The organism is Devosia alba (assembly GCF_039938915.1).
Lineage (GTDB): Bacteria > Pseudomonadota > Alphaproteobacteria > Rhizobiales > Devosiaceae > Devosia > Devosia alba.
Genome location: NZ_JBDUUI010000009.1, coordinates 112,034 through 131,484 on the forward strand (window position 1 = coordinate 112,034; position 19,451 = coordinate 131,484).

The following is a 19,451-nucleotide window of genomic DNA, read 5'->3' on the forward strand; positions in this document are numbered from 1 at the left end:
AGGCGGACCGGCCAGGACCCCTGGTCGGTCCAATCGTTTGTCAGGCGCCGCGGAACATCACGCCGGCGGCCAATACGATAAAGGCCACCGTCATGATCCAGAACGAATAGACGCCGATGATCGCAATCGTCGGCATGAAGTAACCGATGAGTGCAACGAGGGCGAGTACTACGGCGATGATAAACACCATTTGGGTGGGCGCATTCAGGTTCATATTTATCTCCTCCTCCAAAGTTGACGAGGTGATTTTAGCCGAGTTGTCGAGATTCGAAATCCTCGCCAGCGGGTTACGCACCGCAAAGCTACACCACCACAATGCCCGAGTGCTTGGCCTTGTCTTCGGGTTCGACATGGATGGTGATCTGCACCTCGCGCACCGCCTCGCGTAGCTTGGCTTCGATGGTGTCGCAAATTTCATGCGCGGCATCCACGCGCATCGTCCCGGGGACCACCAGGTGAAAATCGATGAAGGTCATCTTGCCGGCCTGCCTTGTCCGGATGTCGTGGGCTTCGATGGCTCCCTCGGCATTGCTGGCAATGACTTCGCGTATCGTGTGCTGGATGTCCTTGGGCACGGCAACATCCATCAAGCCACCAACGCTGTCGCGAATGACGGCCCAGCCCGACCACAATATGTTCAGTGCCACCAGCGCCGCCAGGATGGCATCCAGCACGGCCCAGCCGGTCAGATAGACCAGCACCAGGCCGACAACCACGCCGGCCGTTGAGACCACGTCGGTCATCAAATGCTTGCCATCGGCCTGTAGCGCCGGCGAGCGCACCGATCGTCCATGGCGTATCAGCACATAGGCCCAGGCCATATTGATCATCGTTGCCACGATGCTGACGGCAAGGCCCTGGACCGGGGCGTCGGGCAGTGTAGGCGCCATGAAGCCCAACACCGCTTCGCGCACGATCAACATGGCGGCGACGATGATCATCACGCCCACAACTACCGCCGAGAAATACTCCGCCTTGTGATAGCCATAGGGCAGGGCGGCATCGGCCGGCTTCTGGGCCAGCCACACCGCGACCAGGGCCGCGACGGCGGTGACGACATTGACGATTGATTCCAGCGCATCAGAATACAGCGCAATCGAGCCGGTGATCCGCCAGGCGAGGAATTTCAGGCCCAGCACGATCAGCCCGATCAACAGGCTGATCGCCGCAATGGCAAGCGTCCGGTTTGCGGTGATGGTCACTGTTCAGCCTCGATCAGATTCATCAAAAGCCCATACCGTTCCATATCCCATGGTGCAAGTCGTTGAATTTGCAAATCATTTTCAGAAGCATTCTTATCTGGTCGCTGATCCTGCCAAGCCATTGATTGACCAAGCGCTTCTGCCCGCCTAGAACCGAACGGCGCAGAGTTCCCACGAAGGAACTGAAACAGAATTCGGTGCGGTCGACCCAAATCGGGGACCAACCCCGAAGCTGCAACGGTCTTGAGCGAACCTGCCTCTTCACGTTGAGAGGCGACTATGACGGCTAGATTCGGGGCAATTCCCACCCCAGCAGACAGATTTGTCGCCGGTATCGGCTTTGCTTCGGCGGCCAGTGCCGCTGAGATCATCGCCCTGATCGAATCGTGCCTCGCCGAACTGGCGCTCCACCCCAATCAACTGGCCGCCATCGGCACCCATAGCCGCAAGCAGGCCAGCTCGGTGCTCCTGCCGGTCGCACTGCATTTCGGCGTGCCGCTGCGTCTGCTTGACGATGATGATCTCAGTGGTGACGTGCCGGGCATCGCCGATGCGGTGGCTGCGATGGCGGGGCCGCTGCAACTGTATAAGCGCAAATCGGCCTTTGCCACCTGCGCCATTGCCCGCTGCAATCCCGGCTTCGACCTTGCCGGTTTCGGTCAGCCGTTCAGCGCCAGCGCCGTCATGGCAGCCTCGACGCTGCTCACTTCGAGCGCCGGGCCATAGGCGGGGCGGGCAATCATGATCACCTTTACGTCCATCTGCTGTGCCGCTTCCAGCTTGGCCATTGTCTGTTCGCCACCGGAATTCTTGGTGACCAGATGAGTGATTTTTTCGCGCTCCAGCAGCGCTGTTTCAGCAGCCAGATCATAGGGCGGCCGATCCTGCAACAGCCTGGCGTGCGGCGGCATCGTCATGGCCGGTGCTTCAATCAGGCGCACGAGAAGACAACAATCCGACCGCCCTACAAATTCGGCCAGACCGGCATGCCCCGTGGTCAGCAGCACCCTGGCGCCAGCTGGCAGCGCAGCGGCGGCTTCGGTAGCCGTGGTGACATGGGTCCAGTCCGCACCCTCGGGCTGGTCCCAGCCCGGTCGCATATAGCGCACCAGCGGTACGCCGCTTGCTGCCGCTGCCGCAACGGCATTTGCCGACATCGTGCCGGCATAGGGGTGGGTGGCATCGACCAGTCGCTCAATGCCTTCGCTGCCAAGATAGTCGGCCAACCCGGACGCGCCGCCAAACCCGCCCAGGCGCACCGCACCTGTGGGCAAAGTAGGGTTTTGCGTCCGGCCAGCCAGCGAACTGGTGACCGCATGCCCCAGCTCGACCAGACGGTTCGCCAGTTCACGCGCTTCGGCGGTGCCGCCCAGGATCAGAATCTTCATTGCACGCGGTGCTTCATGACGCGCCACTCTGCCCATTCCCATCCCGCGCCTCAAGGGTTGATGCACTAATGTTTGGCTGGATCCGCAAACCCCGCCGCCGCACCCATTTTGCCGCCCTCGACAATGCCGACTTTCCGGCGCTCGAACCGGGCAGTGTCTGGCTGGTTGGGGCCGGCCCCGGCGGGCCGGGCCTGGTGTCCCTCCTGGCCTATCACGCCTTGGGGCAGGCCGATGTCATCGTCCATGACGCACTGGTGTCGCCCGAGCTGTTGGCCCTGGCCCCGCGCCATATCGAACGCGTTTTTGCCGGCAAACGCGGTGGCAAGCCATCGCCCAGGCAGACCGATATTTCCCTGCAGCTGATCGCTCTGGCCAAGGCCGGCAAGCGCGTACTGCGGCTCAAGGGCGGTGATCCCTACATGTTTGGGCGCGGCGGCGAGGAGGCCGGTACCTTGGCCAGGGCGGGCGTTCCCTTCCGCATCGTGCCCGGCATATCCTCGGGCCTTGGCGGCCTGGCCTATGCCGGCATTCCCGTCACCCATCGCGATACCAATCAGGCGGTGATGTTTCTCACCGGCCACGATGAATCCGGCGCCGTGCCGCATGGCGTCAACTGGCCCGCGGTCGCCCAGGCCGCGCCGGTCATCGTCATGTTCATGGCGGTCAAGCACCTGGGCTCGATTGCCGAAAAACTGCTTGCTGCAGGACGGGCCGGCGATGATCGTCTCGCCATCATCTCGCATGCGGCCACCCCGCAGCAGAGCGTGATCGAAACCACGCTGGCCGAGGCCGGAAGCTTGCGCGACGTGCCGACCCCGGCCATCGTCGTGCTGGGGCCAGTCAGCCAATATCGCCATAGCCTCGACTGGTATGTCGACGAGGCCCGGAGGCATGTCTTTGGCTGAAATGAGCACCGCTCAGGGGCTTCTGCTCCAGTCTCCGCATTCCCTGGAGGGCAGAGCCGGGCAGGGGGGCGTTTGGACCCCCACGCCTAACCTGCCGCCCCTCAGTCCCGCCTCTCAAGGGAGCGGGGCGTCATGACGGCCGGCCTTGTCATCGCCGCGCCGCGCTCGGGCTCGGGCAAGACCGTGGTCACGCTCGGCCTGCTCGCGGCCTTGCGACAGCGCGGTGTCGTGGTGGCCCCTGCCAAGACCGGTCCTGACTATATCGACCCGACCTTCCTTGGCCGCGCCGCGTTGCGCGAAGCGGTCAATCTCGACCCATGGTCGATGAGCCCGCGCCGCATCAAGCATCTGGCTGCCACCCAGGCGACAGGCGCCGATCTGCTGCTGGTCGAGGGCGTGATGGGCCTGTTTGATGGTGCTGCCGACGGCGATGGTTCCACCGCCGATCTGGCTGAACTGCTCGCACTGCCCGTGGTGCTGGTGGTTGACGCTGACCGGCAAAGCCAGTCGGTCGCGCCCCTCGTGGCCGGCTTTGCCCATTGGCGGGTCGGCGTGCGGGTGGCGGGAGTGATTCTCAACCGCGTGGCGTCGACCAAGCATGAGCGCATGCTGGTTGATGCCCTTACCGCGACCGGCATCCCTTGCCTTGGCGCCATTCCACGCAATCCGGCGCTGGCGCTGCCCGAGCGCCATCTGGGATTGGTGCTGCCCGGCGAGGTCAATGAATTTGACAGCTTCCTGGCTGAAGCGGCGGCGGCCATGGGCGACTATGTCGATCTCGCCAGATTTCAGGCCATCGCTGCCCCGCTCGACGCTGACGTAAGCGCTGCACCCAGCCTGCCACCTCTGGGCCAGCATATGGCGATTGCTCGTGACGATGCCTTTGCCTTTGCCTATCCGCATCTGCTCGATGGCTGGCGCAGTCAGGGCGCGCAACTGAGTTTCTTTTCGCCTCTGCTCAATGAGGCCCCGGCCTTCGATGCCGATGCGATATTTCTGCCCGGCGGCTATCCCGAACTGCATGGCGCGACGCTCGCCGCCGCCAATCTGTTCAAGGCGGGTCTGGTGGCGGCCCGTGATCGCGGCGCGCTGCTCTATGGCGAGTGCGGCGGCTTTATGGTTCTGGGCGAGGCGCTGGTGGATAAGTCAGGCACCAGCCACGCCATGGCCGGGCTATTGCCGGTAACCACCCGCATCGACCGGCCCAAGCGCATTCTGGGCTATCGCCGTCTGATACAGTCTAGTGATCTGCCCTGGCCCGGGCATCTGAACGGCCACGAATTCCATTATTCCTCGGCCAAACAGTCACGCCTGCCGCCGCTATTTGCCGCGACCGACGCGCGCGGTGATGCCATGCCGCCCATGGGCGCGGTAATCGGGCGGGTGATGGGGTCTTACGCCCACGTCATTGATGCGGCATAAGTCCGGTCATGGCCAAGGCATTGATGTTCATGGGGACCGGGTCGGACGTTGGCAAATCGCTGATGGTCGCCGGACTGTGCCGCGCCCTGGCCAATCGCGGGCTCAGGGTCGCGCCGTTCAAGCCGCAGAACATGAGCAATAATGCCGCCGTCACCGCCGATGGTGGCGAGATCGGTCGGGCCCAGGCGCTGCAGGCGCGGGCGTCGCGGCGCGCGCCGATCACCGCAATGAACCCGGTTTTGCTCAAGCCTGAACTGGAAACTGGTTCACAAGTGGTTGTGCGAGGGCAGCGGCGGGCCTCAATGACCGCGCGCACCTACTGGAATGAGCGTGGCAAGATGCTGCCCGAAGTGCTCGGCGCCTTTCGCGAACTGGCTGCAGATGTGGACGTCGTTCTCGTCGAAGGCGCTGGCAGCGCCTCCGAAGTCAATCTGCGCAGCAATGACATTGCCAATTTTGGTTTCGCACAAGCTGCTGATATTCCAGTGATTTTGGTTGGTGACATCCATCGCGGCGGGGTCATCGCGTCGGTGGTCGGCACCTTTGCCGTGGTCGATCCCATGGATGCCAAACGCATCCGCGCTACCCTGATTAACAAGTTTCAGGGTGATCCGTCGCTTTTCGCCGACGGCATTGCCTTTCTCGCACAAAAAACCGGCGTGCCCTGCTTCGGCCCGGTGCCCTGGTTTCCCGCCGCTCACAAGCTGCCTGCCGAGGACGTGCTGGCGCTGGCCGACTATAGCACGGACAAGTCCGGCAGCTTCACCATTGCCGTGCCGCAACTGCCGCGCATCGCCAATTTTGACGATCTCGATCCGCTGCGCGCCGAGCCCGGGGTCAATCTCGTGCTGGTGGCGCCGGGCCAACCCATTCCGCGCAGGGCCGACCTGATCATCCTCCCGGGCTCCAAAGCCACCCGCAGCGATCTGACGGCCCTGCGCGCCAATGGCTGGGATATCGATATTGCGGCCCATCACCGTGCCGGGGGCCGTATCATCGGCATTTGCGGCGGTTACCAGATGCTGGGCCGTTCCATTGCCGACCCCGACGGCATCGAAGGGGCGCCCGGTGTCAGCGACGGCCTCGGCCTGCTCGATGTCCAAACCGTACTGACCCCGGTCAAGCAATTGCGCGTCGAACAGGCCCTGCATCTGGCATCCGGCGCCACCATCGCCGGCTATCACATGCATATGGGAGCCACCCAGGGTCCCGACATTGCCCGGCCCTTTGCGCAAGTCGGTGGCGTCGGCGAAGGCGCCGTCAGTGCCGATGGGCTGGTACAGGGTACCTATCTGCACGGCCTTTTTGCTGCTGACAGTTTCCGTCGCGCCGTGCTGGGTAATGTCGCGGCGCCCGATTTCGCCTATGAAGCCAGCATTGAGCAGACGCTTGATGATCTGGCTGCTCACCTCGAACAGCATATTGATATCGACGCCCTGGTGGCGCTCGCCGAACCGGTTAGGCTGAAATGATGCACGCATTGATCGCTCCCCTGGCCCTGATTCTCGAGCGGTGGCAGGGCTATCCTCCTCGCCTGCTCGACCAGATCGGCCACCCGGTGATCTGGATGGGCAATCTGCTCACCTGGCTCGAACAGCGGCTGTGGAAGGTCGGTCAATCCGCCGAACAGCGCCGCACGCGCGGCATTGTCGCCCTGGTCGCCCTGCTCGGCGCGACGCTGGTGGTAACTGTCATGGTGCAACAGGTGCTGCGCGGCATCCCGCTCGGCTGGGTGCTCGAAATCCTGCTGGCCACGCCCTTCCTGGCGCAAAAGGAGCTGGGTCGGGCGGTGCAGGCGGTGGCCGATGCGCTGCTGACCTCGCTCGAAGCCGGGCGCGAAGCGGTGAGCCACATTGTCGGTCGCGATCCGCAGCAGCTTGATAGTGCCGGCGTGTCCCGCGCCGCCATTGAAACCCTGGCCGAAAGTACCTCCGACGGCGTGGTCGCACCCTGGTTCTGGCTGATCCTGCTCGGCCTGCCGGGTATCGCGCTCTACAAGGCCATCAACACCGCCGACTCCATGATCGGCCACCACAATGCGCGCTATGCCGATTACGGTTGGGCGGCCGCGCGGCTCGATGATCTGGTCAATCTGGTCCCCGCCCGACTGACCGCGGTTCTGGTGACCATTGCCAGCTTCTTCGTGTCCGGCGCCAGCCCGTCCAAGGCCTGGCAGGCGGCAAAGCGCGACGCCATGCAGCACCGCTCGCCCAATTCAGGCTGGCCGGAAGCCAGTTTCGCCGGCGCGCTTGGGTTTTCGCTGGGTGGACCGCGCAGTTACGATGGCGAGATGGTTGATCTGCCAATTATGGGGCAGGGCGAAACCAGGCTCGGTCCCTACCACATCACCCGCGCGCTCACGCTCTATCGCGTGACCCTCAACGTGCTGCTGGTGGTCAGCAGTGTGCTGGCATTGCTGATCCTGGCGGCCTGAGCCGCAGCCTATGAGACCTCGGGGTGAGTCGGTCGTCCTGCCAGGCGTGCTCGTCAATTCCCCCACGCCTTCGCGGTCCCGGCGCCATCGCCTCTCTCCCCGCAATGGGAGAGAGTCCTGCCGCTTTTTATTGCGGCAGCCCCATGGTCGGAATGGGCGGCTCACCCTTCAGCGTCATCGGCAGGCCGGCAATGACGAAATACACATCGTCGCAGATGTCGGCGAGCCGCTGATGCGCGCTGCCGGCCAGGTCGCGGAAGGTGCGCGCCATCGCATTGTCCGGCACAATGCCCAGTCCGACCTCATTGCTCACCAGAATGACCCGCGTCCCGTCCAGTTGCCCCAGCGTATCGCTCAGCCGCTCGACCTTCTCGGAGACATTTTCCCCGGCGATCAGCAGATTGGTGATCCACAAGGTCAGGCAGTCCACCAGAATGACGTCGTGGCTCCGGGCCGCCTTGATCAGGGTCGTCGACAGCGCCAGCGGCTCCTCGATGGTGGCAAATTGCCCGGCGCGTCCTGCCTGGTGGCTGGCCACCCGGTCGCGCATCTCGCCGTCAAGCACCTCGGCGGTCGCCACATAGACCGGCGTGCTGCCGCTACGCAGCGCCAGACTTTCAGCAAAGGCGGTCTTGCCCGAACGGGCTCCCCCCAGCACCAGCGCGTGTCGTGTCATGTTCAGGATTCCCATCTGATTGCTCCCGCTGATATTGCCACAGAATCATCCCCCAATGCCTGCCCATGTCACCGGCGCCGGCAAGCCATGCAGCGCTTGGACTTGGCAGGGATTTTTTGTGCCTTATCCTACTTTCGTCTTAGCCGCTTTGGCATTATGGTCCGCGCCGAAACCACCTAGAATCCCTTCTGATTTCGGAGACTCCGAGCGTGACCAGATACTACCTTGGCGTTGATGGCGGCGGTACCAATTGCCGCGTGCGTCTGGCCGATGAGAATCTGCGCACCCTGGCAGAAGTCAAGAATGGCCGCTCCAACCTGCAGATTGACGATGGCGCGCCTGCCTACAAGGCCATTCTGGATGGCACGCGTGACGTCTTCAAGGCCGCCGGCATCGACTATGCGCAAACCGCCAACACCTTTGCCTGCTTCGGCATGGCCGGCGGCCGTATGGACTCGGCCCGTGATGAATTCGCCGCACGCGCCTGGCCCTTCGCCGGGGTGAAGGTCTATGATGATATCGATATTGCCCATGCCGGCGCCCTGGCTGGCGAGGAGGGCGCGGTGATCATTGTCGGCACCGGCTCGGCCGCCCTGGCTGTGGTGGATGGTCAGCGCCATCAGGCCGGTGGCTGGGGTTTCCAGATCGGTGACCAGATGAGTGGCGCCATTCTGGGGCGCGAACTGGTGCGCTATGCGGTGGAAGCCGAAGATGGCCTGGTGCCGGCCTCGCCGCTGACCAGGGCGGTGATTGCGATGCTTGGCGGCGACAATCAGGCGGTCATGACCTGGTCATTTGCCGCCGACATGGACCTCAAGATCATCAGCCGGGACGGCTCGGAAGGTTGCGACGATGCGTTGATCGGCCGTGCCCCCGCCGAATACGGTAAAATCATGCCGCTGTTGAGCGACTATCTTGAACAAGGCGACCCGGTTGCCCTCAAAATGCTCGACCTGCAGTTTGGCTACATCGAAACCTATGTGAACTGGTTCAAGGCGCGCAATGCCAAGGTGATGGCGATCGTCGGTGGCTTCGGCCAGCGTCTGTTCCCGTTGCTGGAAAAGCGCTATGGCGATTTCGTCATGCTGCCGCGCCACGAGCCGCTGCATGGCGCGATCATCCTCGCCAAGCAAAATTTCGCCTGAACCGACCGTAAAACCAGGGACTAGCCCATTGTCCAGCCGCATCATTCCCGTTCCGTCCTTCGACTATGTGGTGTTCGGCGCCACTGGTGACCTGACCAAGCGCAAGCTGATCCCGGCGCTGTATCACCGCTTCCACGATGGCCAGTTCGACGAAACCAGCCGCATCATCGGCGCCTCGCGCTCCAAGCTCAGTGACGCGGAGTTCCAGAAGGCGGCGCGCGACGCCATCGTCCAGTTCGTCGAGAAGGAATATCAGGATGAAAAGGTCATCGACCGCTTCATCAAGATTTTCTCCTATGTGCCGGTCGATGCCAGCAACCCCGAGGCCTCGGGCGATTTGGGTAAAAATCTGCGCGACGATCCGGAAGTGATCCGCGCCTTCTATCTCGCCGTCGCGCCTGACCTGTTCGCGCCGATCGCTGAATACCTGCACAAGAAGAAGCTTTACCGCCGCGATGCGCGTGTGGTGATCGAAAAACCCCTGGGCCACGACCTTGCCTCCTCGGTGGAGATCAATGACGGCGTCGCCAGGATTTTCAAGGAAGATCAGGTCTATCGCATCGACCACTACCTCGGCAAAGAGACGGTGCAGAACCTTCTGGCGCTGCGCTTTGCCAACACCATGTTCGAGCCGATCTGGAACTCCGCCCATATCGACCATGTCCAGCTCACCGTAGCCGAAAGCGTCGGCGCCGGCACGCGGGGCTATTACGATGAATCGGGCGCCCTGCGCGATATGATCCAGAACCACATGCTGCAGCTGCTGTGCCTGGTGGCCATGGAGCCGCCGGCCAGCGACGACGCCGATGCGCTGCGCGATGAAAAGCTCAAGGTGCTGCGTTCGCTCAAGCCCATCACCAATGGTGATGTCGCCAAGAATACCGTGCGCGGCCAGTATAGGGGTGTCAGCTCGGAAACCACCTCGGTGGCCAGCTATCAGGACGAATTGCCCGACGACAAGAAGGGCAGCCGCACCGAAACCTTTGTGGCGCTCAAGGCCGAAATTGAAAACTGGCGCTGGGCCGGCGTGCCCTTCTATTTCCGCACCGGCAAACGCATGGCCAACCGCGTCTCGGAAATTACCATCCAGTTCAAGCCGATCCCGCACTCCATCTTCGATCATGCCGAGGGCGCGCCCAAGGCCAACAAGCTGATCATCCGCCTGCAGCCCGATGAGGGCGTCAAGCTGATGATGATGATCAAGGATCCCGGTCCTGGCGGCATGCGCCTGCGCGAGGAGCCGCTCAATCTGAGCTTTGCCCTGGCGTTCTCCGAACGAACGCCAGAAGCCTATGAGCGGCTGCTGCTCGACGTGATCCGCGGCAACCAGACCTTGTTCATGCGCCGCGACGAACTGGAGGCGGCCTGGAAGTGGATCGACCCGATCCGTGAGGCTTGGGAGCGCTCGACCGATGCGCCGCAATCCTATGTGGCTGGCACCTGGGGCCCCAGCGGCGCCATCGCCCTGATCGAACGCGACGGCCGCACCTGGCATGAGGACGACAACTAATGCTTCGGCGCTGGCTCACCCTCCCCCTTGAGGGGAAGGTGGCGACGCTGGGCCCAATGGGCCTTGGCAAAGCTGGGGAGGGGGCGCCTTGTGGTTCGCTGATGGTCCCCACCTCAGTCCCTCCCCTCAAGGGGGGCGAAAGAGCGACTGTCTTGGAAGGAATTTGGGCATGACCATTGAACGCCGCAGCTTTGCTGACAAGCCGACCCTCGCCCAGGAATTGGCGGAGGCCGTTGCCGATCGCATTCGCGCTGCCATCGCCGCGCGGGGCGAGGCCGCCATTGCCGTCAGTGGTGGCTCGACGCCGGGCCGTTTCTTTCTCGCCTTGGGCAAGACCAAGGATATCGACTGGTCCAAGGTCATCGTCACTTTGGTCGATGAGCGCTGGGTCGACGAAACCAATGACCGCTCCAACGCGCTGCTGGTCAATGAGCGCATGCTGCAAGGCCCGGCTGCCGTGGCGCGGTTCTTCCCGCTCTATTCGGGCGGCGATGAGCCCGATGCCGCTGGTGTCGCTCGCACCAATGCTCTGCTGGCCGGGCTGCCCGAGCAGTTTGCTGCTGTCGTGCTGGGCATGGGCAGCGACGGCCACACGGCCTCGTTCTTTCCCGGCGGCGACACGCTGGACGAGGCGCTGACTGCCGACGGCCCGACCCTGGCGATCCGTGCGCCCGGCGCGGGCGAACCGCGCATCACCTTTACCCTGCCGCGACTCCTCCGCGCGGATGGGCTGTACCTTCATATCGAAGGGGAGGAAAAAGCCGCCGTTCTTGACGCTGCTTTGGGAGATGGCCCGATCGAGGACATGCCCATTCGTGCCGTCTTGCGGTCCGGCCATACTGTCAACGTCTACTGGTGCCCATAGTCCCCTCAGCGATCCCCAATTGACCGCTCTGGCCACGAAGGGCTCCCCGGCGCGTTTTTGAGGAAAAGCGGTCCCGCTTTTCCTCGTTGAAGGCGCGACAACTGCAAAGTTAGGAGCCGATATGTCTGTCCGTCAGGCCATCCAGGATGTTACCGATCGTATCACGGCACGCAGCCGCGATAGCCGCCTTGATTATCTAAACCGTCTTGATGCCGCCCGCGAGGCCGGCGTCAACCGCACCGTACTCTCCTGTGGCAATCTGGCCCACGCCTTTGCCGCCTGCTCGCCCACCGAGAAGGCGCAACTGGCCGGCGGCAAGTCGCTCAATCTGGGCATCGTCAGCAGTTACAACGACATGCTGAGCGCGCATCAGCCCTATCAATTCTATCCAGACATCATCAAGCAGGCCGCCCGTGAAATGGGCGCAACGGCCCAGTTTGCCGGCGGCGTTCCGGCGATGTGCGACGGCGTCACCCAGGGCCAGCCGGGCATGGATCTCAGCCTGTTCAGCCGCGACGTGATCGCCATGGCCACGGCCATCGCCTTGAGCCACAACATGTTTGACGCTGCTGTCTATCTTGGCATTTGCGACAAGATCGTCCCCGGCCTGCTGATCGGCGCCCTGACCTTCGGCCATCTGCCGGCCGTTTTCATTCCTGCCGGCCCCATGCCCTCGGGCCTGCCCAATGACGAGAAGGCCAAGGTCCGCCAGCTCTATATGGAGGGCAAGGTCGGCCGCGCCGAACTGCTCGAGGCCGAGTCCAAATCCTACCACTCGCCCGGCACGTGCACCTTCTATGGCACTGCCAATTCCAACCAGATGCTGATGGAAATCATGGGCCTGCACCTGCCGGGCGCCAGCTTCGTCAATCCGGGCACCCCGCTGCGCGATGCGCTGACCAAGGCCGCCTCGGTGCGGGCCCTGTCGTTGAGCGCGCAGGGCAATGACTACACCCCGGTCGGTCACGTCATTGATGCAAAGGCCATCGTCAACGGTCTGGTCGGCCTGCACGCCACAGGCGGATCCACCAACCACACCATGCATCTGATCGCCATTGCGGCCGCCGCTGGCCTGCAGGTCACCTGGGACGATATGAGCGATCTCTCCGACGCGACCCCGCTGCTGGCCCGCGTCTATCCCAATGGCGTGGCCGATGTGAACCATTTCCACGCCGCCGGCGGCATGGGCTTCCTCATCCAGGAACTGCTCGAGAGCGGCCATCTGCATGAAGACGTCAAGACCGTCTGGGGCAACGGGCTGTCCAACTATACCGTCGAGGCCAAGCTGATCGACGACAAGCTGGCCTTCGAGCCCGCACCCAAGGAATCGGCGCTGCCCAAGGTGCTGACCACGGTGGCCAAGCCATTCCAGGAGACCGGTGGCCTCAAGCTGCTGAGCGGCAATCTCGGCCGTTCGGTGATCAAGGTCTCCGCCGTCAAGCCCGAGCACCGCGTCATCGAAGCACCTGCACGGGTGTTCCATGGTCAGGAAGGCCTGCAGGCCGCCTTCAAGGCTGGCGAGCTCACTGGAGACCTCATTGCCGTAGTGCGCTTCTCCGGCCCCAAGGCACTCGGCATGCCCGAATTGCACAAGCTGACCCCGGCGCTGGGCCTGCTGCAGGATCGCGGCTTCAAGGTGGCATTGCTCACCGATGGCCGCATGTCCGGCGCCTCGGGCAAGGTGCCTGCTGCCATCCACATGACCCCCGAAGCGGTCAATGGCGGCCCGATCTCCAAGATCCGCGACGGCGACATGATCCGGCTCGACGCCAATGCGGGCACGCTGACCTTCCTCGGCGACGAAAAGGAGTTCTTCGCCCGCACCCCGGCCACCGAAGATCTGCGCAGCCAGCATTTCGGCATGGGCCGCGAACTCTTCGCCAACTTCCGCGCCATGGTCGGCGTCGCGGACAAGGGCGCGAGTGTGTTTCAGTAACTTCGAACCGACCCGCAGGGTCAAATCGCTCCTGTGGAGCGATTTGAGGCAAGAAGGCCATGAGGCCTATGGCCGAATGGCTCAGGCTGCGGGCAGGGTCATCGGTTCGATGGACCGCAAGGCCTCGTCCGCAGCCGCTTCGGCCAGTGTCAGGTCGTAGAGACCCTGCATGTTGATCCAGAATTCCGGCGTCATTGAAAAGAACCGCCCCAGTCGCAGCGCAGTGTCGGGCGTGACACCGGTTTCCGCGCGCACCAGTCGCTCGATCCGGGTGCGCGGCACGCCAAGCCGGGCCGCCAAGGCATAGGGCGTTAGCTTGAGCGGCTCCAGCAGTTCCTCGCGGAGATATTCCCCTGGATGCACCGGTGGCGTGATCCTGATAGCCATGGTCATGTCCTTTCAATGGTAGTCGACAATCTCTACATCCTCGGCGCGTCCATCCACCCAGCGGAAACAGATACGCCATTGTTGGTTGATGCGGATCGAATGCTGTCCTGCCCTAATGCCCGACAGCGCTTCCAGCCGGTTGCCAGGCGGCACGCGTAGATCGGCAAGCTTTGTGGCTGACATCAAAGCTGCCAACTTACGTTGCGCAGGACGCAACAGATCCGGCGCAAAGCCCTTGGGGCAGTTGCCACGCGATACCTGCTCGGCAAACTTGCCTTTGAACGATCCAATCATCCGCAACCTGAGAACGTATTATTAAGTGATACTAAGATTACTAAGATTGATGTCAAGAATACGTATCATCTAGAGATACGTCTACCGACTCCGCCCGAACAGCCGCTCGATATCCTTCTGTTTGAGCTCGACATAGGTCGGGCGGCCGTGGATGCACTGGCCGGAATGCGGCGTGGCTTCCATGTCCCGCAGCAGAGCGTTCATTTCGTCGACCCTGAGCCGTCGCCCTGACCGCACCGAGCCATGGCAGGCCATGCGGGCGATGATGGCCTCCATCCGGTCGCTGACCGCGGCGATGGAATCCCATTCGGCCAGCCCGTCGGCAATATCGCGCACCAGCCCTTCAATGTCGGTATTGCCCAATAGCGCGGGAGTTTCGCGCACGGCGACGGCACGCGGCCCGAAGCGTTCGAGATAGAGCCCGAAGCGTTCCAGTTCCGGTGCGGCGTCTTCGAGCCGGGCGCAGTCTTCCTCGGGCAGTTCCACCACCAGCGGGATCAGCTGCGCCTGGCTGGGTACCGGGCCCGACGCCAGCTGTGCCTTGAACCGCTCATAGACCAGCCGCTCATGAGCGGCGTGCTGATCGACTAGCAACAGGCCCTCGCCATTCTGCGCGATGATGAAATTGTCAAACATCTGCGCCCGCGCCGTGCCCAGCGGGTAGTCGGCCAGCGCCGGGGCCGGTTCGGCCTCCACCCGCGCGCTGGGCCCGTCAAGGCCCTCAATGCGCGGCTCGCCAAAGCCGGGCGAGAACGGGTTGCTGCTGCCCGATCCCGACACGCGCTCATAGCCGGCGAACGCTGCTGTCTGCGCGGGACGGTAGGGGAAGGCGGCCGAGGATGGGACACCGGCCTGCGGCTCTGGCGCCGTGAACGCCCCCAGCACATCGTCGGCCACACTGCTTGAGGCCCTGAACCCGGCGGCCGCCAGCCCCTCGCCAATCGCCCGGATCACCGCGCTGCGCACCGCCCCCCCATCGCGGAAGCGCAATTCGGCCTTGGCCGGGTGCACATTGACGTCAACCTCTGCTGGATCAATGGCAATATAGAGCGCCACCACCGGGAAGCGGTCGCGGAAGACATAGTCGCCATAGGCGGCCCGCACCGCCCCCACCAGCACCTTGTCGCGCACCGATCGACCATTGACGAAGTAGAACTGGCTCAGGCCATTGGCCCGCGTATAGGTGGGCAGCCCGGCCATCCCGGCCACCACCACACCATGCCGGCTATGCGCCAGCGTCACTGCGTTCTGCGCGAAATCATCACCGATCACCTGCGCCAGCCGGGCCTGCAGGGCGCCGGTGCCGGTGACCGCCGGCCAGTTCGACGCCGAGCGGTCGCTGCCATTGAGCACAAAATGCACGCTGGGATTGGCCATGGCGAGGCGCTTCAGCACATCGGTGATGGCGCCGGATTCACCGCGATCGGTCTTGAGAAATTTGAGCCGCGCCGGGACATTGGCGAAGAGGTTCTTCACTTCGACAATGGTGCCCCGATTCAGCGCCTGTGGCACCGGCCCCGAGCGCACGCCATTGCGCACCTCAATGCGCAACCCGTTCTCGGCATCAGCGGTGCGCGACGAAATGGTCAGCTCGGCCACCGAGCCAATTGATGCCAGCGCCTCGCCGCGAAAACCGAGGCTCCGGATATCGTCAAGGTCGTCGCCGGCGAGCTTGGAGGTGGCGTGGCGCTCCACTGACAGCAGCAGATCGGCCCGATCCATGCCGTGCCCGTCATCCTCGATGCGCAGCAGGCTCTTGCCGCCCGCCGCCGTGGTGACAACGATGCGACTGGCGCCGGCATCAATGGCGTTCTCCACCAGTTCCTTGACCACGCTGGCAGGCCGCTCCACCACCTCGCCAGCGGCGATGCGGTTGATCAGAACTTCGGGCAGTTGGCGGATGGGCACGGGCGATTCTCCTGAGTGCCGAATATAGAGGTTTAGCCGGCGCTTTCCGACCCGCTTGTGCAACTTGCCCCCGGCCAGTATCACCAGCGGATGACCCAGCCGCCCAGCACCCCGATGAACCACGCCCTGGCACTGGCCGAAGAAGCCGCCGCCAATGGTGAAGCCCCCGTCGGCGCCGTCATCATGGAAGGCAATATCGTGCTGGCCGCCGAGCGCAACCGCATGAAGGCGCTCAATGATCCCACCGCCCACGCCGAATTGCTGGCCATGCGTGCCGCGCTGGCCAGGCGCGGCACCGGCAGGCTCGATGGCTGCGATCTCTATGTGACGCTGGAGCCCTGCGCCATGTGCGCAGGCGCCATTGCGCATACGCGGCTGCGGCGGGTCTATTTTGCTGCCGAGGACCCCAAGGCCGGGGCGGTGGAAAACGGCATACGCCTGTTCGACCAGCCCACCTGCCACCACCAGCCCGAAGTGATCGGCGGCATCGGCGCTGAACGCGCCGAAACCATGCTCAAGGATTTCTTCCGCGCGCTGCGGCACGACTGAGCCTGCGCCGGTCCGCTCAGCTCAGCGGAAACACATCCCGGATTTTCGGGTCACGCAGCCACAGCGCTACCCACATGGCCACGCCGAAATAGATGCTGAACAGGGTATGGCTGAACAGCGGATTGTCGACCCGCAGATTGGCGGCCAGTGCGGCGCTCAGCAGGCCTGTCATCAGAACGGCCCCGAGCAGGGCTGTGCGGGGAAACGCATAGAGCGCCATGCAGGCCAGCTCGATGCAGCCGATCAGCAGCATGTACTTGATCGGCCAGCCGACCACGGTCAGCGGTTCGATGGCCGCCTGTAGCCCAAGCAGTTTGGGTGCGACCGATGCCCCCAGAATAAACACGATGAGCAACCCGCTCAAAATCCAGCCCGCCAGTACCATGATCGACCCCTTTCATGGGCAGCGTGAATGCTGCCTCAGCACCACGACGAACCAGGGGCGTCGGCTTCGACATACCCCATGATCCCATTGGCGAGCGAGGGCGTTTTCGCCGGGCTACCTGACCCCGGCCGCAGGCAACCGGTCCTGGATATAGTCTTCGATCTTCTGGGCCAGAATGCGCTTGAACCGGTCCTTCTCGGCCTCGCCATGGGACACGATTTCGCGCACGCGCCAGAACTCCAGCGCGCCGAAATTGGCGACATGTGGCCTTATGTAGATGTCGGGCGGATAGGCCGCCATCATATGCGCCGTCAGCGAATGCATCATGATCTGGGCTGAGCCGAACCACAGGTCGAGCGCCTTGTGATCGGTCTTGGCTATGCCTTGGGACGGGTCGCCATTGACGTCGATGCCGATCAGGAAATCGGTGCCGATATCGGCCTGGTCGAGCGGCAGCGGATTGACCACTCCGCCATCGACCAGGATGTGGTTGGCATAGGTCACCGGCCTGAACAGGCTCGGTATGGCGATCGAGCCGGCGATGGCGGGCCGCAGCGCGCCCGAATTGAACACCACCTGGTGCCAGCTTTGGAAATCGGTAGCCACAACATAGAGCGGGATCTTGAGATCCTTGAACTCGAGTGGGAACCCCTCCGGAATGAAGCTGTCGACAATGCTGCTGGCATCGAGCTGCATGGAAATGCCATTCTTGAGAATGCCGCCCAGGCCGCGCAACTGGATCGCCCACAGCTTGGTGGCGATGGTGCGCATCGTGCCCAGCACTGAAAAGGAGTGCTCGCGCAATTCCTTGCCCGTCATGCCCGCCGCCCAGCCGGCGCCGATCAAGGCGCCGATCGAGGTGCCCGAAATAACCGTCGGTCTCAGCCCGAGTTCATCCATGGCTTCAATATAGGGAATATGGGTCAGTCCGCGCGCCGAGCCGCCGCCCAGTGCGATGCCAATTCTTGGCCCCGAAATCGTGCTCATTGCGTCCCGCTCCTTGCCCTTGTTGCGCAGACGGTCGGCGAAGGCTTGGCCGCGCATTTGCAGCGGGGTCAGCGGACGGGGCGACGGCGTCTGGCCAAAGACTGTCTTGCCCGAGCTTAGCGTACTTAGGTTGAGGAAAGGTTCAGAGGCCGCTGCGGGCAAGCTCGCGCCAGCCGATGTCGCGGCGGCAGAAGCCTTCGGGCCAGTCAATTTTGTCCACGCCTGCGTAAGCACGCTGCTGTGCCTCCCGGACACTAGAGCCCAGTGCGGTCACGTTAAGCACGCGTCCGCCCTCAGCAAGTAAACGCAGGCCATCGCGCCGCGTTCCCGCGTGGAACACTTGAACATGCGCGGAGCCGGCATTTTCCAGTCCCTTGATCACCGAGCCCTTGGCGTAGCTGCCCGGATAGCCCTTTGTGGCCATGATGACGGTCAGGGCATATTGGTCCTTCCAGACCACGTCATGCCCCGCCAGCGTGCCGGTTGCTGTGGCGTGCAGCAACGGCAGGACGTCGCTCTCCATGCGCAGCATCATCACCTGGGTTTCCGGGTCACCAAAGCGGGCATTGTACTCCACCAGGCGGGGCCCGGTCGCCGTCAGCATCAGCCCGGCATAGAGCACGCCCTGATAAGGAGTGCCGCGCGCCGCAAGACCCCTGACCGTGGGCCAGATCACCCGGTCGAGTGTTTCCTGATAGATTTCCGGGGTCATCACCGGGGCAGGGGAATAGGCGCCCATGCCGCCGGTATTGGGGCCGGTATCGCCGTCAAAGGCGCGCTTGTGGTCCTGGGCGGTGGTCAGCGGCAGAATGTCGGTGCCGTCGCACAGCACGAACAGGCTGACCTCCTCGCCCTCCATGAATTCCTCGATCACCACTTCTGCGCCGGCCTGGCCAAAAGCCCCGGCAAAGCAATCGATGATCGCCGCCTCGGCTTCGTCCACGCTCATTGCGACCGTGACGCCCTTGCCGGCGGCCAGTCCGTCAGCCTTGATCACGATAGGGGCGCCTTGCGTATAGAGATAGGCCAGCGCCGCCGCTTCGGTGTCAAAGCGCCCATAGGCGGCGGTGGGGATGCCCATCTCGTCGCACAGTGCCTTGGTAAAGCCCTTGGACCCCTCGAGCTGGCCGGCTGCCCTGGATGGGCAGAAACAGTCAAACCCCGCGGCCCGCACGTCGTCGCCCAGCCCGGCCACGACCTGGGCATCGGGACCGACCACCACGAAGTCGATTTTTTGGGCTTGGCAGAAAGCCACGACAGCAGCGTGATCGGTAATGTCGAGTGCAACATTCTCGGCGACCGCGCCCGTCCCGCCATTCCCTGGGGCAATGAACAGCTTGCTCAACTGCGGCGACTGGGCGATTTTCCATGCCAGCGCATGCTCGCGCCCACCCGAACCGATCACCAGAACCCGCATGTCATGCCCTCCGCGCTTGTTGTGCGCGTGATGCACCAGCA

At 63.5% G+C, this 19,451-nt stretch carries 20 protein-coding genes; 10 read left to right on the plus strand and 10 right to left on the minus strand.

The features are described 5' to 3' along the window. Nucleotides 1-40: 40 nt before the first annotated feature. Entirely contained in the window at nt 41-214 is a 174-nt protein-coding gene (locus tag ABFY71_RS13950; protein ID WP_305582501.1) for a hypothetical protein, read from the minus strand. 88 nt (nt 215-302) lie between these two features. Further along, nucleotides 303-1,196, minus strand: coding sequence for a cation diffusion facilitator family transporter (locus tag ABFY71_RS13955; protein ID WP_371136245.1), 894 nt, complete (start codon nt 1,194-1,196; stop codon nt 303-305). A gap of 285 nt (nt 1,197-1,481) precedes the next feature. Between ABFY71_RS13955 and ABFY71_RS13960 the strand changes: the two genes are divergently transcribed. Next, the gene (locus ABFY71_RS13960; RefSeq protein ID WP_347946641.1) at nt 1,482-1,928 is read left to right on the plus strand and encodes a cobalamin biosynthesis protein; all 447 of its coding nucleotides are present in this window, start codon (nt 1,482-1,484) and stop codon (nt 1,926-1,928) included. Here the strand turns inward: ABFY71_RS13960 and ABFY71_RS13965 are convergent. Continuing rightward, on the minus strand, nt 1,862-2,590 hold the full coding sequence (locus tag ABFY71_RS13965) for a cobalt-precorrin-6A reductase (RefSeq protein WP_347946642.1): 729 nt from the start codon (nt 2,588-2,590) through the stop codon (nt 1,862-1,864). The two genes, ABFY71_RS13960 and ABFY71_RS13965, sit on opposite strands and share 67 nt — an antisense overlap. Nucleotides 2,591-2,658: 68 nt before the next feature. On the opposite strand from ABFY71_RS13965, the gene cobA reads away from it, so the two are divergent. The 4 genes from cobA to cbiB all read left to right on the plus strand — a co-directional run bounded on the left by cobA (nt 2,659) and on the right by cbiB (nt 7,351). Continuing rightward, entirely contained in the window at nt 2,659-3,495 is an 837-nt protein-coding gene (cobA, locus tag ABFY71_RS13970; RefSeq protein ID WP_347946643.1) for a uroporphyrinogen-III C-methyltransferase, read from the plus strand. A gap of 132 nt (nt 3,496-3,627) precedes the next feature. Beyond that, nucleotides 3,628-4,917: a cobyrinic acid a,c-diamide synthase CobB gene (locus tag ABFY71_RS13975; protein ID WP_347946644.1), complete on the plus strand. Its 1,290-nt coding sequence runs from the start codon at nt 3,628-3,630 to the stop codon at nt 4,915-4,917. Between the two features lie 8 nt (nt 4,918-4,925). Continuing rightward, on the plus strand, nt 4,926-6,389 hold the full coding sequence (locus ABFY71_RS13980; protein ID WP_347946645.1) for a cobyric acid synthase: 1,464 nt from the start codon (nt 4,926-4,928) through the stop codon (nt 6,387-6,389). Continuing rightward, entirely contained in the window at nt 6,389-7,351 is a 963-nt protein-coding gene (cbiB, locus tag ABFY71_RS13985) for an adenosylcobinamide-phosphate synthase CbiB (RefSeq protein WP_347946689.1), read from the plus strand. The genes ABFY71_RS13980 and cbiB overlap by 1 nt, the downstream gene beginning before the upstream one ends. 127 nt (nt 7,352-7,478) lie before the next feature. Here cbiB and cobU read toward each other — a convergent pair whose 3' ends face one another. Next, nucleotides 7,479-8,042 (minus strand): bifunctional adenosylcobinamide kinase/adenosylcobinamide-phosphate guanylyltransferase, encoded by a 564-nt coding sequence (gene cobU / locus ABFY71_RS13990; protein ID WP_347946646.1) that lies wholly within the window; start codon nt 8,040-8,042, stop codon nt 7,479-7,481. A 194-nt stretch (nt 8,043-8,236) separates the two neighbouring features. Between cobU and ABFY71_RS13995 the strand changes: the two genes are divergently transcribed. The 4 genes from ABFY71_RS13995 (at nt 8,237) to edd (ending at nt 13,483) form a co-directional block, all read left to right on the plus strand. Continuing rightward, the gene (locus ABFY71_RS13995) at nt 8,237-9,172 is read left to right on the plus strand and encodes a glucosamine kinase nucleotide-binding domain-containing protein (protein ID WP_305582517.1); all 936 of its coding nucleotides are present in this window, start codon (nt 8,237-8,239) and stop codon (nt 9,170-9,172) included. Between the two features lie 28 nt (nt 9,173-9,200). Continuing rightward, nucleotides 9,201-10,682, plus strand: coding sequence for a glucose-6-phosphate dehydrogenase (zwf, locus tag ABFY71_RS14000; protein ID WP_347946647.1), 1,482 nt, complete (start codon nt 9,201-9,203; stop codon nt 10,680-10,682). Between the two features lie 169 nt (nt 10,683-10,851). After that, a complete protein-coding gene (gene pgl / locus ABFY71_RS14005) occupies nt 10,852-11,547 on the plus strand; it encodes a 6-phosphogluconolactonase (RefSeq protein ID WP_347946648.1) in 696 nt (231 codons plus the stop codon). Between the two features lie 121 nt (nt 11,548-11,668). Next, the gene (gene edd, locus ABFY71_RS14010) at nt 11,669-13,483 is read left to right on the plus strand and encodes a phosphogluconate dehydratase (protein ID WP_347946649.1); all 1,815 of its coding nucleotides are present in this window, start codon (nt 11,669-11,671) and stop codon (nt 13,481-13,483) included. Nucleotides 13,484-13,564: 81 nt separating this feature from the next. On the opposite strand, the gene ABFY71_RS14015 is transcribed toward edd, so the two are convergent. The 3 genes from ABFY71_RS14015 to mutL form a co-directional block, all read right to left on the minus strand. After that, a complete protein-coding gene (locus ABFY71_RS14015) occupies nt 13,565-13,870 on the minus strand; it encodes a HigA family addiction module antitoxin (RefSeq protein WP_305582526.1) in 306 nt (101 codons plus the stop codon). A 12-nt stretch (nt 13,871-13,882) separates the two neighbouring features. Then, entirely contained in the window at nt 13,883-14,164 is a 282-nt protein-coding gene (locus tag ABFY71_RS14020) for a type II toxin-antitoxin system RelE/ParE family toxin (RefSeq protein ID WP_347946650.1), read from the minus strand. Between the two features lie 81 nt (nt 14,165-14,245). Beyond that, nucleotides 14,246-16,072 carry a DNA mismatch repair endonuclease MutL gene (gene mutL, locus ABFY71_RS14025; protein WP_347946651.1) on the minus strand — a complete coding sequence of 609 codons (1,827 nt, stop codon included), beginning with the start codon at nt 16,070-16,072 and terminating at the stop codon, nt 14,246-14,248. Between the two features lie 90 nt (nt 16,073-16,162). On the opposite strand from mutL, the gene ABFY71_RS14030 reads away from it, so the two are divergent. Continuing rightward, complete coding sequence (locus tag ABFY71_RS14030) at nt 16,163-16,621, plus strand: nucleoside deaminase (protein ID WP_347946652.1); 459 nt, start codon at nt 16,163-16,165, stop codon at nt 16,619-16,621. A gap of 16 nt (nt 16,622-16,637) precedes the next feature. Here the strand turns inward: ABFY71_RS14030 and ABFY71_RS14035 are convergent, their stop codons facing one another. From ABFY71_RS14035 to purD, 3 genes are all read right to left on the minus strand, one after another. Next, a complete protein-coding gene (locus tag ABFY71_RS14035) occupies nt 16,638-17,006 on the minus strand; it encodes a DoxX family protein (protein ID WP_347946653.1) in 369 nt (122 codons plus the stop codon). Between the two features lie 114 nt (nt 17,007-17,120). Continuing rightward, nucleotides 17,121-17,993, minus strand: coding sequence for a patatin-like phospholipase family protein (locus ABFY71_RS14040; RefSeq protein WP_347946654.1), 873 nt, complete (start codon nt 17,991-17,993; stop codon nt 17,121-17,123). A gap of 142 nt (nt 17,994-18,135) precedes the next feature. Next, nucleotides 18,136-19,410, minus strand: a complete 1,275-nt coding sequence (gene purD, locus ABFY71_RS14045) for a phosphoribosylamine--glycine ligase (RefSeq protein WP_347946655.1) — start codon at nt 19,408-19,410, stop codon at nt 18,136-18,138. Between the last annotated feature and the right edge of the window lie 41 nt (nt 19,411-19,451).

What these genes read in the sequence shown, in the direction of transcription:
- ABFY71_RS13950 (WP_305582501.1), bottom strand. Translation starts at nt 214, where the DNA reads ATGAACCTGAATGCGCCCACCCAAATGGTGTTTATCATCGCCGTAGTA.
- ABFY71_RS13960 (WP_347946641.1), top strand. Translation starts at nt 1,482, where the DNA reads ATGACGGCTAGATTCGGGGCAATTCCCACCCCAGCAGACAGATTTGTC.
- ABFY71_RS13965 (WP_347946642.1), bottom strand. Translation starts at nt 2,590, where the DNA reads ATGAAGATTCTGATCCTGGGCGGCACCGCCGAAGCGCGTGAACTGGCG.
- cobA (WP_347946643.1), top strand. Translation starts at nt 2,659, where the DNA reads ATGTTTGGCTGGATCCGCAAACCCCGCCGCCGCACCCATTTTGCCGCC.
- ABFY71_RS13975 (WP_347946644.1), top strand. Translation starts at nt 3,628, where the DNA reads ATGACGGCCGGCCTTGTCATCGCCGCGCCGCGCTCGGGCTCGGGCAAG.
- ABFY71_RS13980 (WP_347946645.1), top strand. Translation starts at nt 4,926, where the DNA reads ATGGCCAAGGCATTGATGTTCATGGGGACCGGGTCGGACGTTGGCAAA.
- cbiB (WP_347946689.1), top strand. Translation starts at nt 6,389, where the DNA reads ATGCACGCATTGATCGCTCCCCTGGCCCTGATTCTCGAGCGGTGGCAG.
- cobU (WP_347946646.1), bottom strand. Translation starts at nt 8,042, where the DNA reads ATGGGAATCCTGAACATGACACGACACGCGCTGGTGCTGGGGGGAGCC.
- pgl (WP_347946648.1), top strand. Translation starts at nt 10,852, where the DNA reads ATGACCATTGAACGCCGCAGCTTTGCTGACAAGCCGACCCTCGCCCAG.
- edd (WP_347946649.1), top strand. Translation starts at nt 11,669, where the DNA reads ATGTCTGTCCGTCAGGCCATCCAGGATGTTACCGATCGTATCACGGCA.
- ABFY71_RS14015 (WP_305582526.1), bottom strand. Translation starts at nt 13,870, where the DNA reads ATGGCTATCAGGATCACGCCACCGGTGCATCCAGGGGAATATCTCCGC.
- ABFY71_RS14020 (WP_347946650.1), bottom strand. Translation starts at nt 14,164, where the DNA reads ATGATTGGATCGTTCAAAGGCAAGTTTGCCGAGCAGGTATCGCGTGGC.
- ABFY71_RS14030 (WP_347946652.1), top strand. Translation starts at nt 16,163, where the DNA reads ATGACCCAGCCGCCCAGCACCCCGATGAACCACGCCCTGGCACTGGCC.
- ABFY71_RS14035 (WP_347946653.1), bottom strand. Translation starts at nt 17,006, where the DNA reads ATGGTACTGGCGGGCTGGATTTTGAGCGGGTTGCTCATCGTGTTTATT.
- ABFY71_RS14040 (WP_347946654.1), bottom strand. Translation starts at nt 17,993, where the DNA reads ATGAGCACGATTTCGGGGCCAAGAATTGGCATCGCACTGGGCGGCGGC.
- purD (WP_347946655.1), bottom strand. Translation starts at nt 19,410, where the DNA reads ATGCGGGTTCTGGTGATCGGTTCGGGTGGGCGCGAGCATGCGCTGGCA.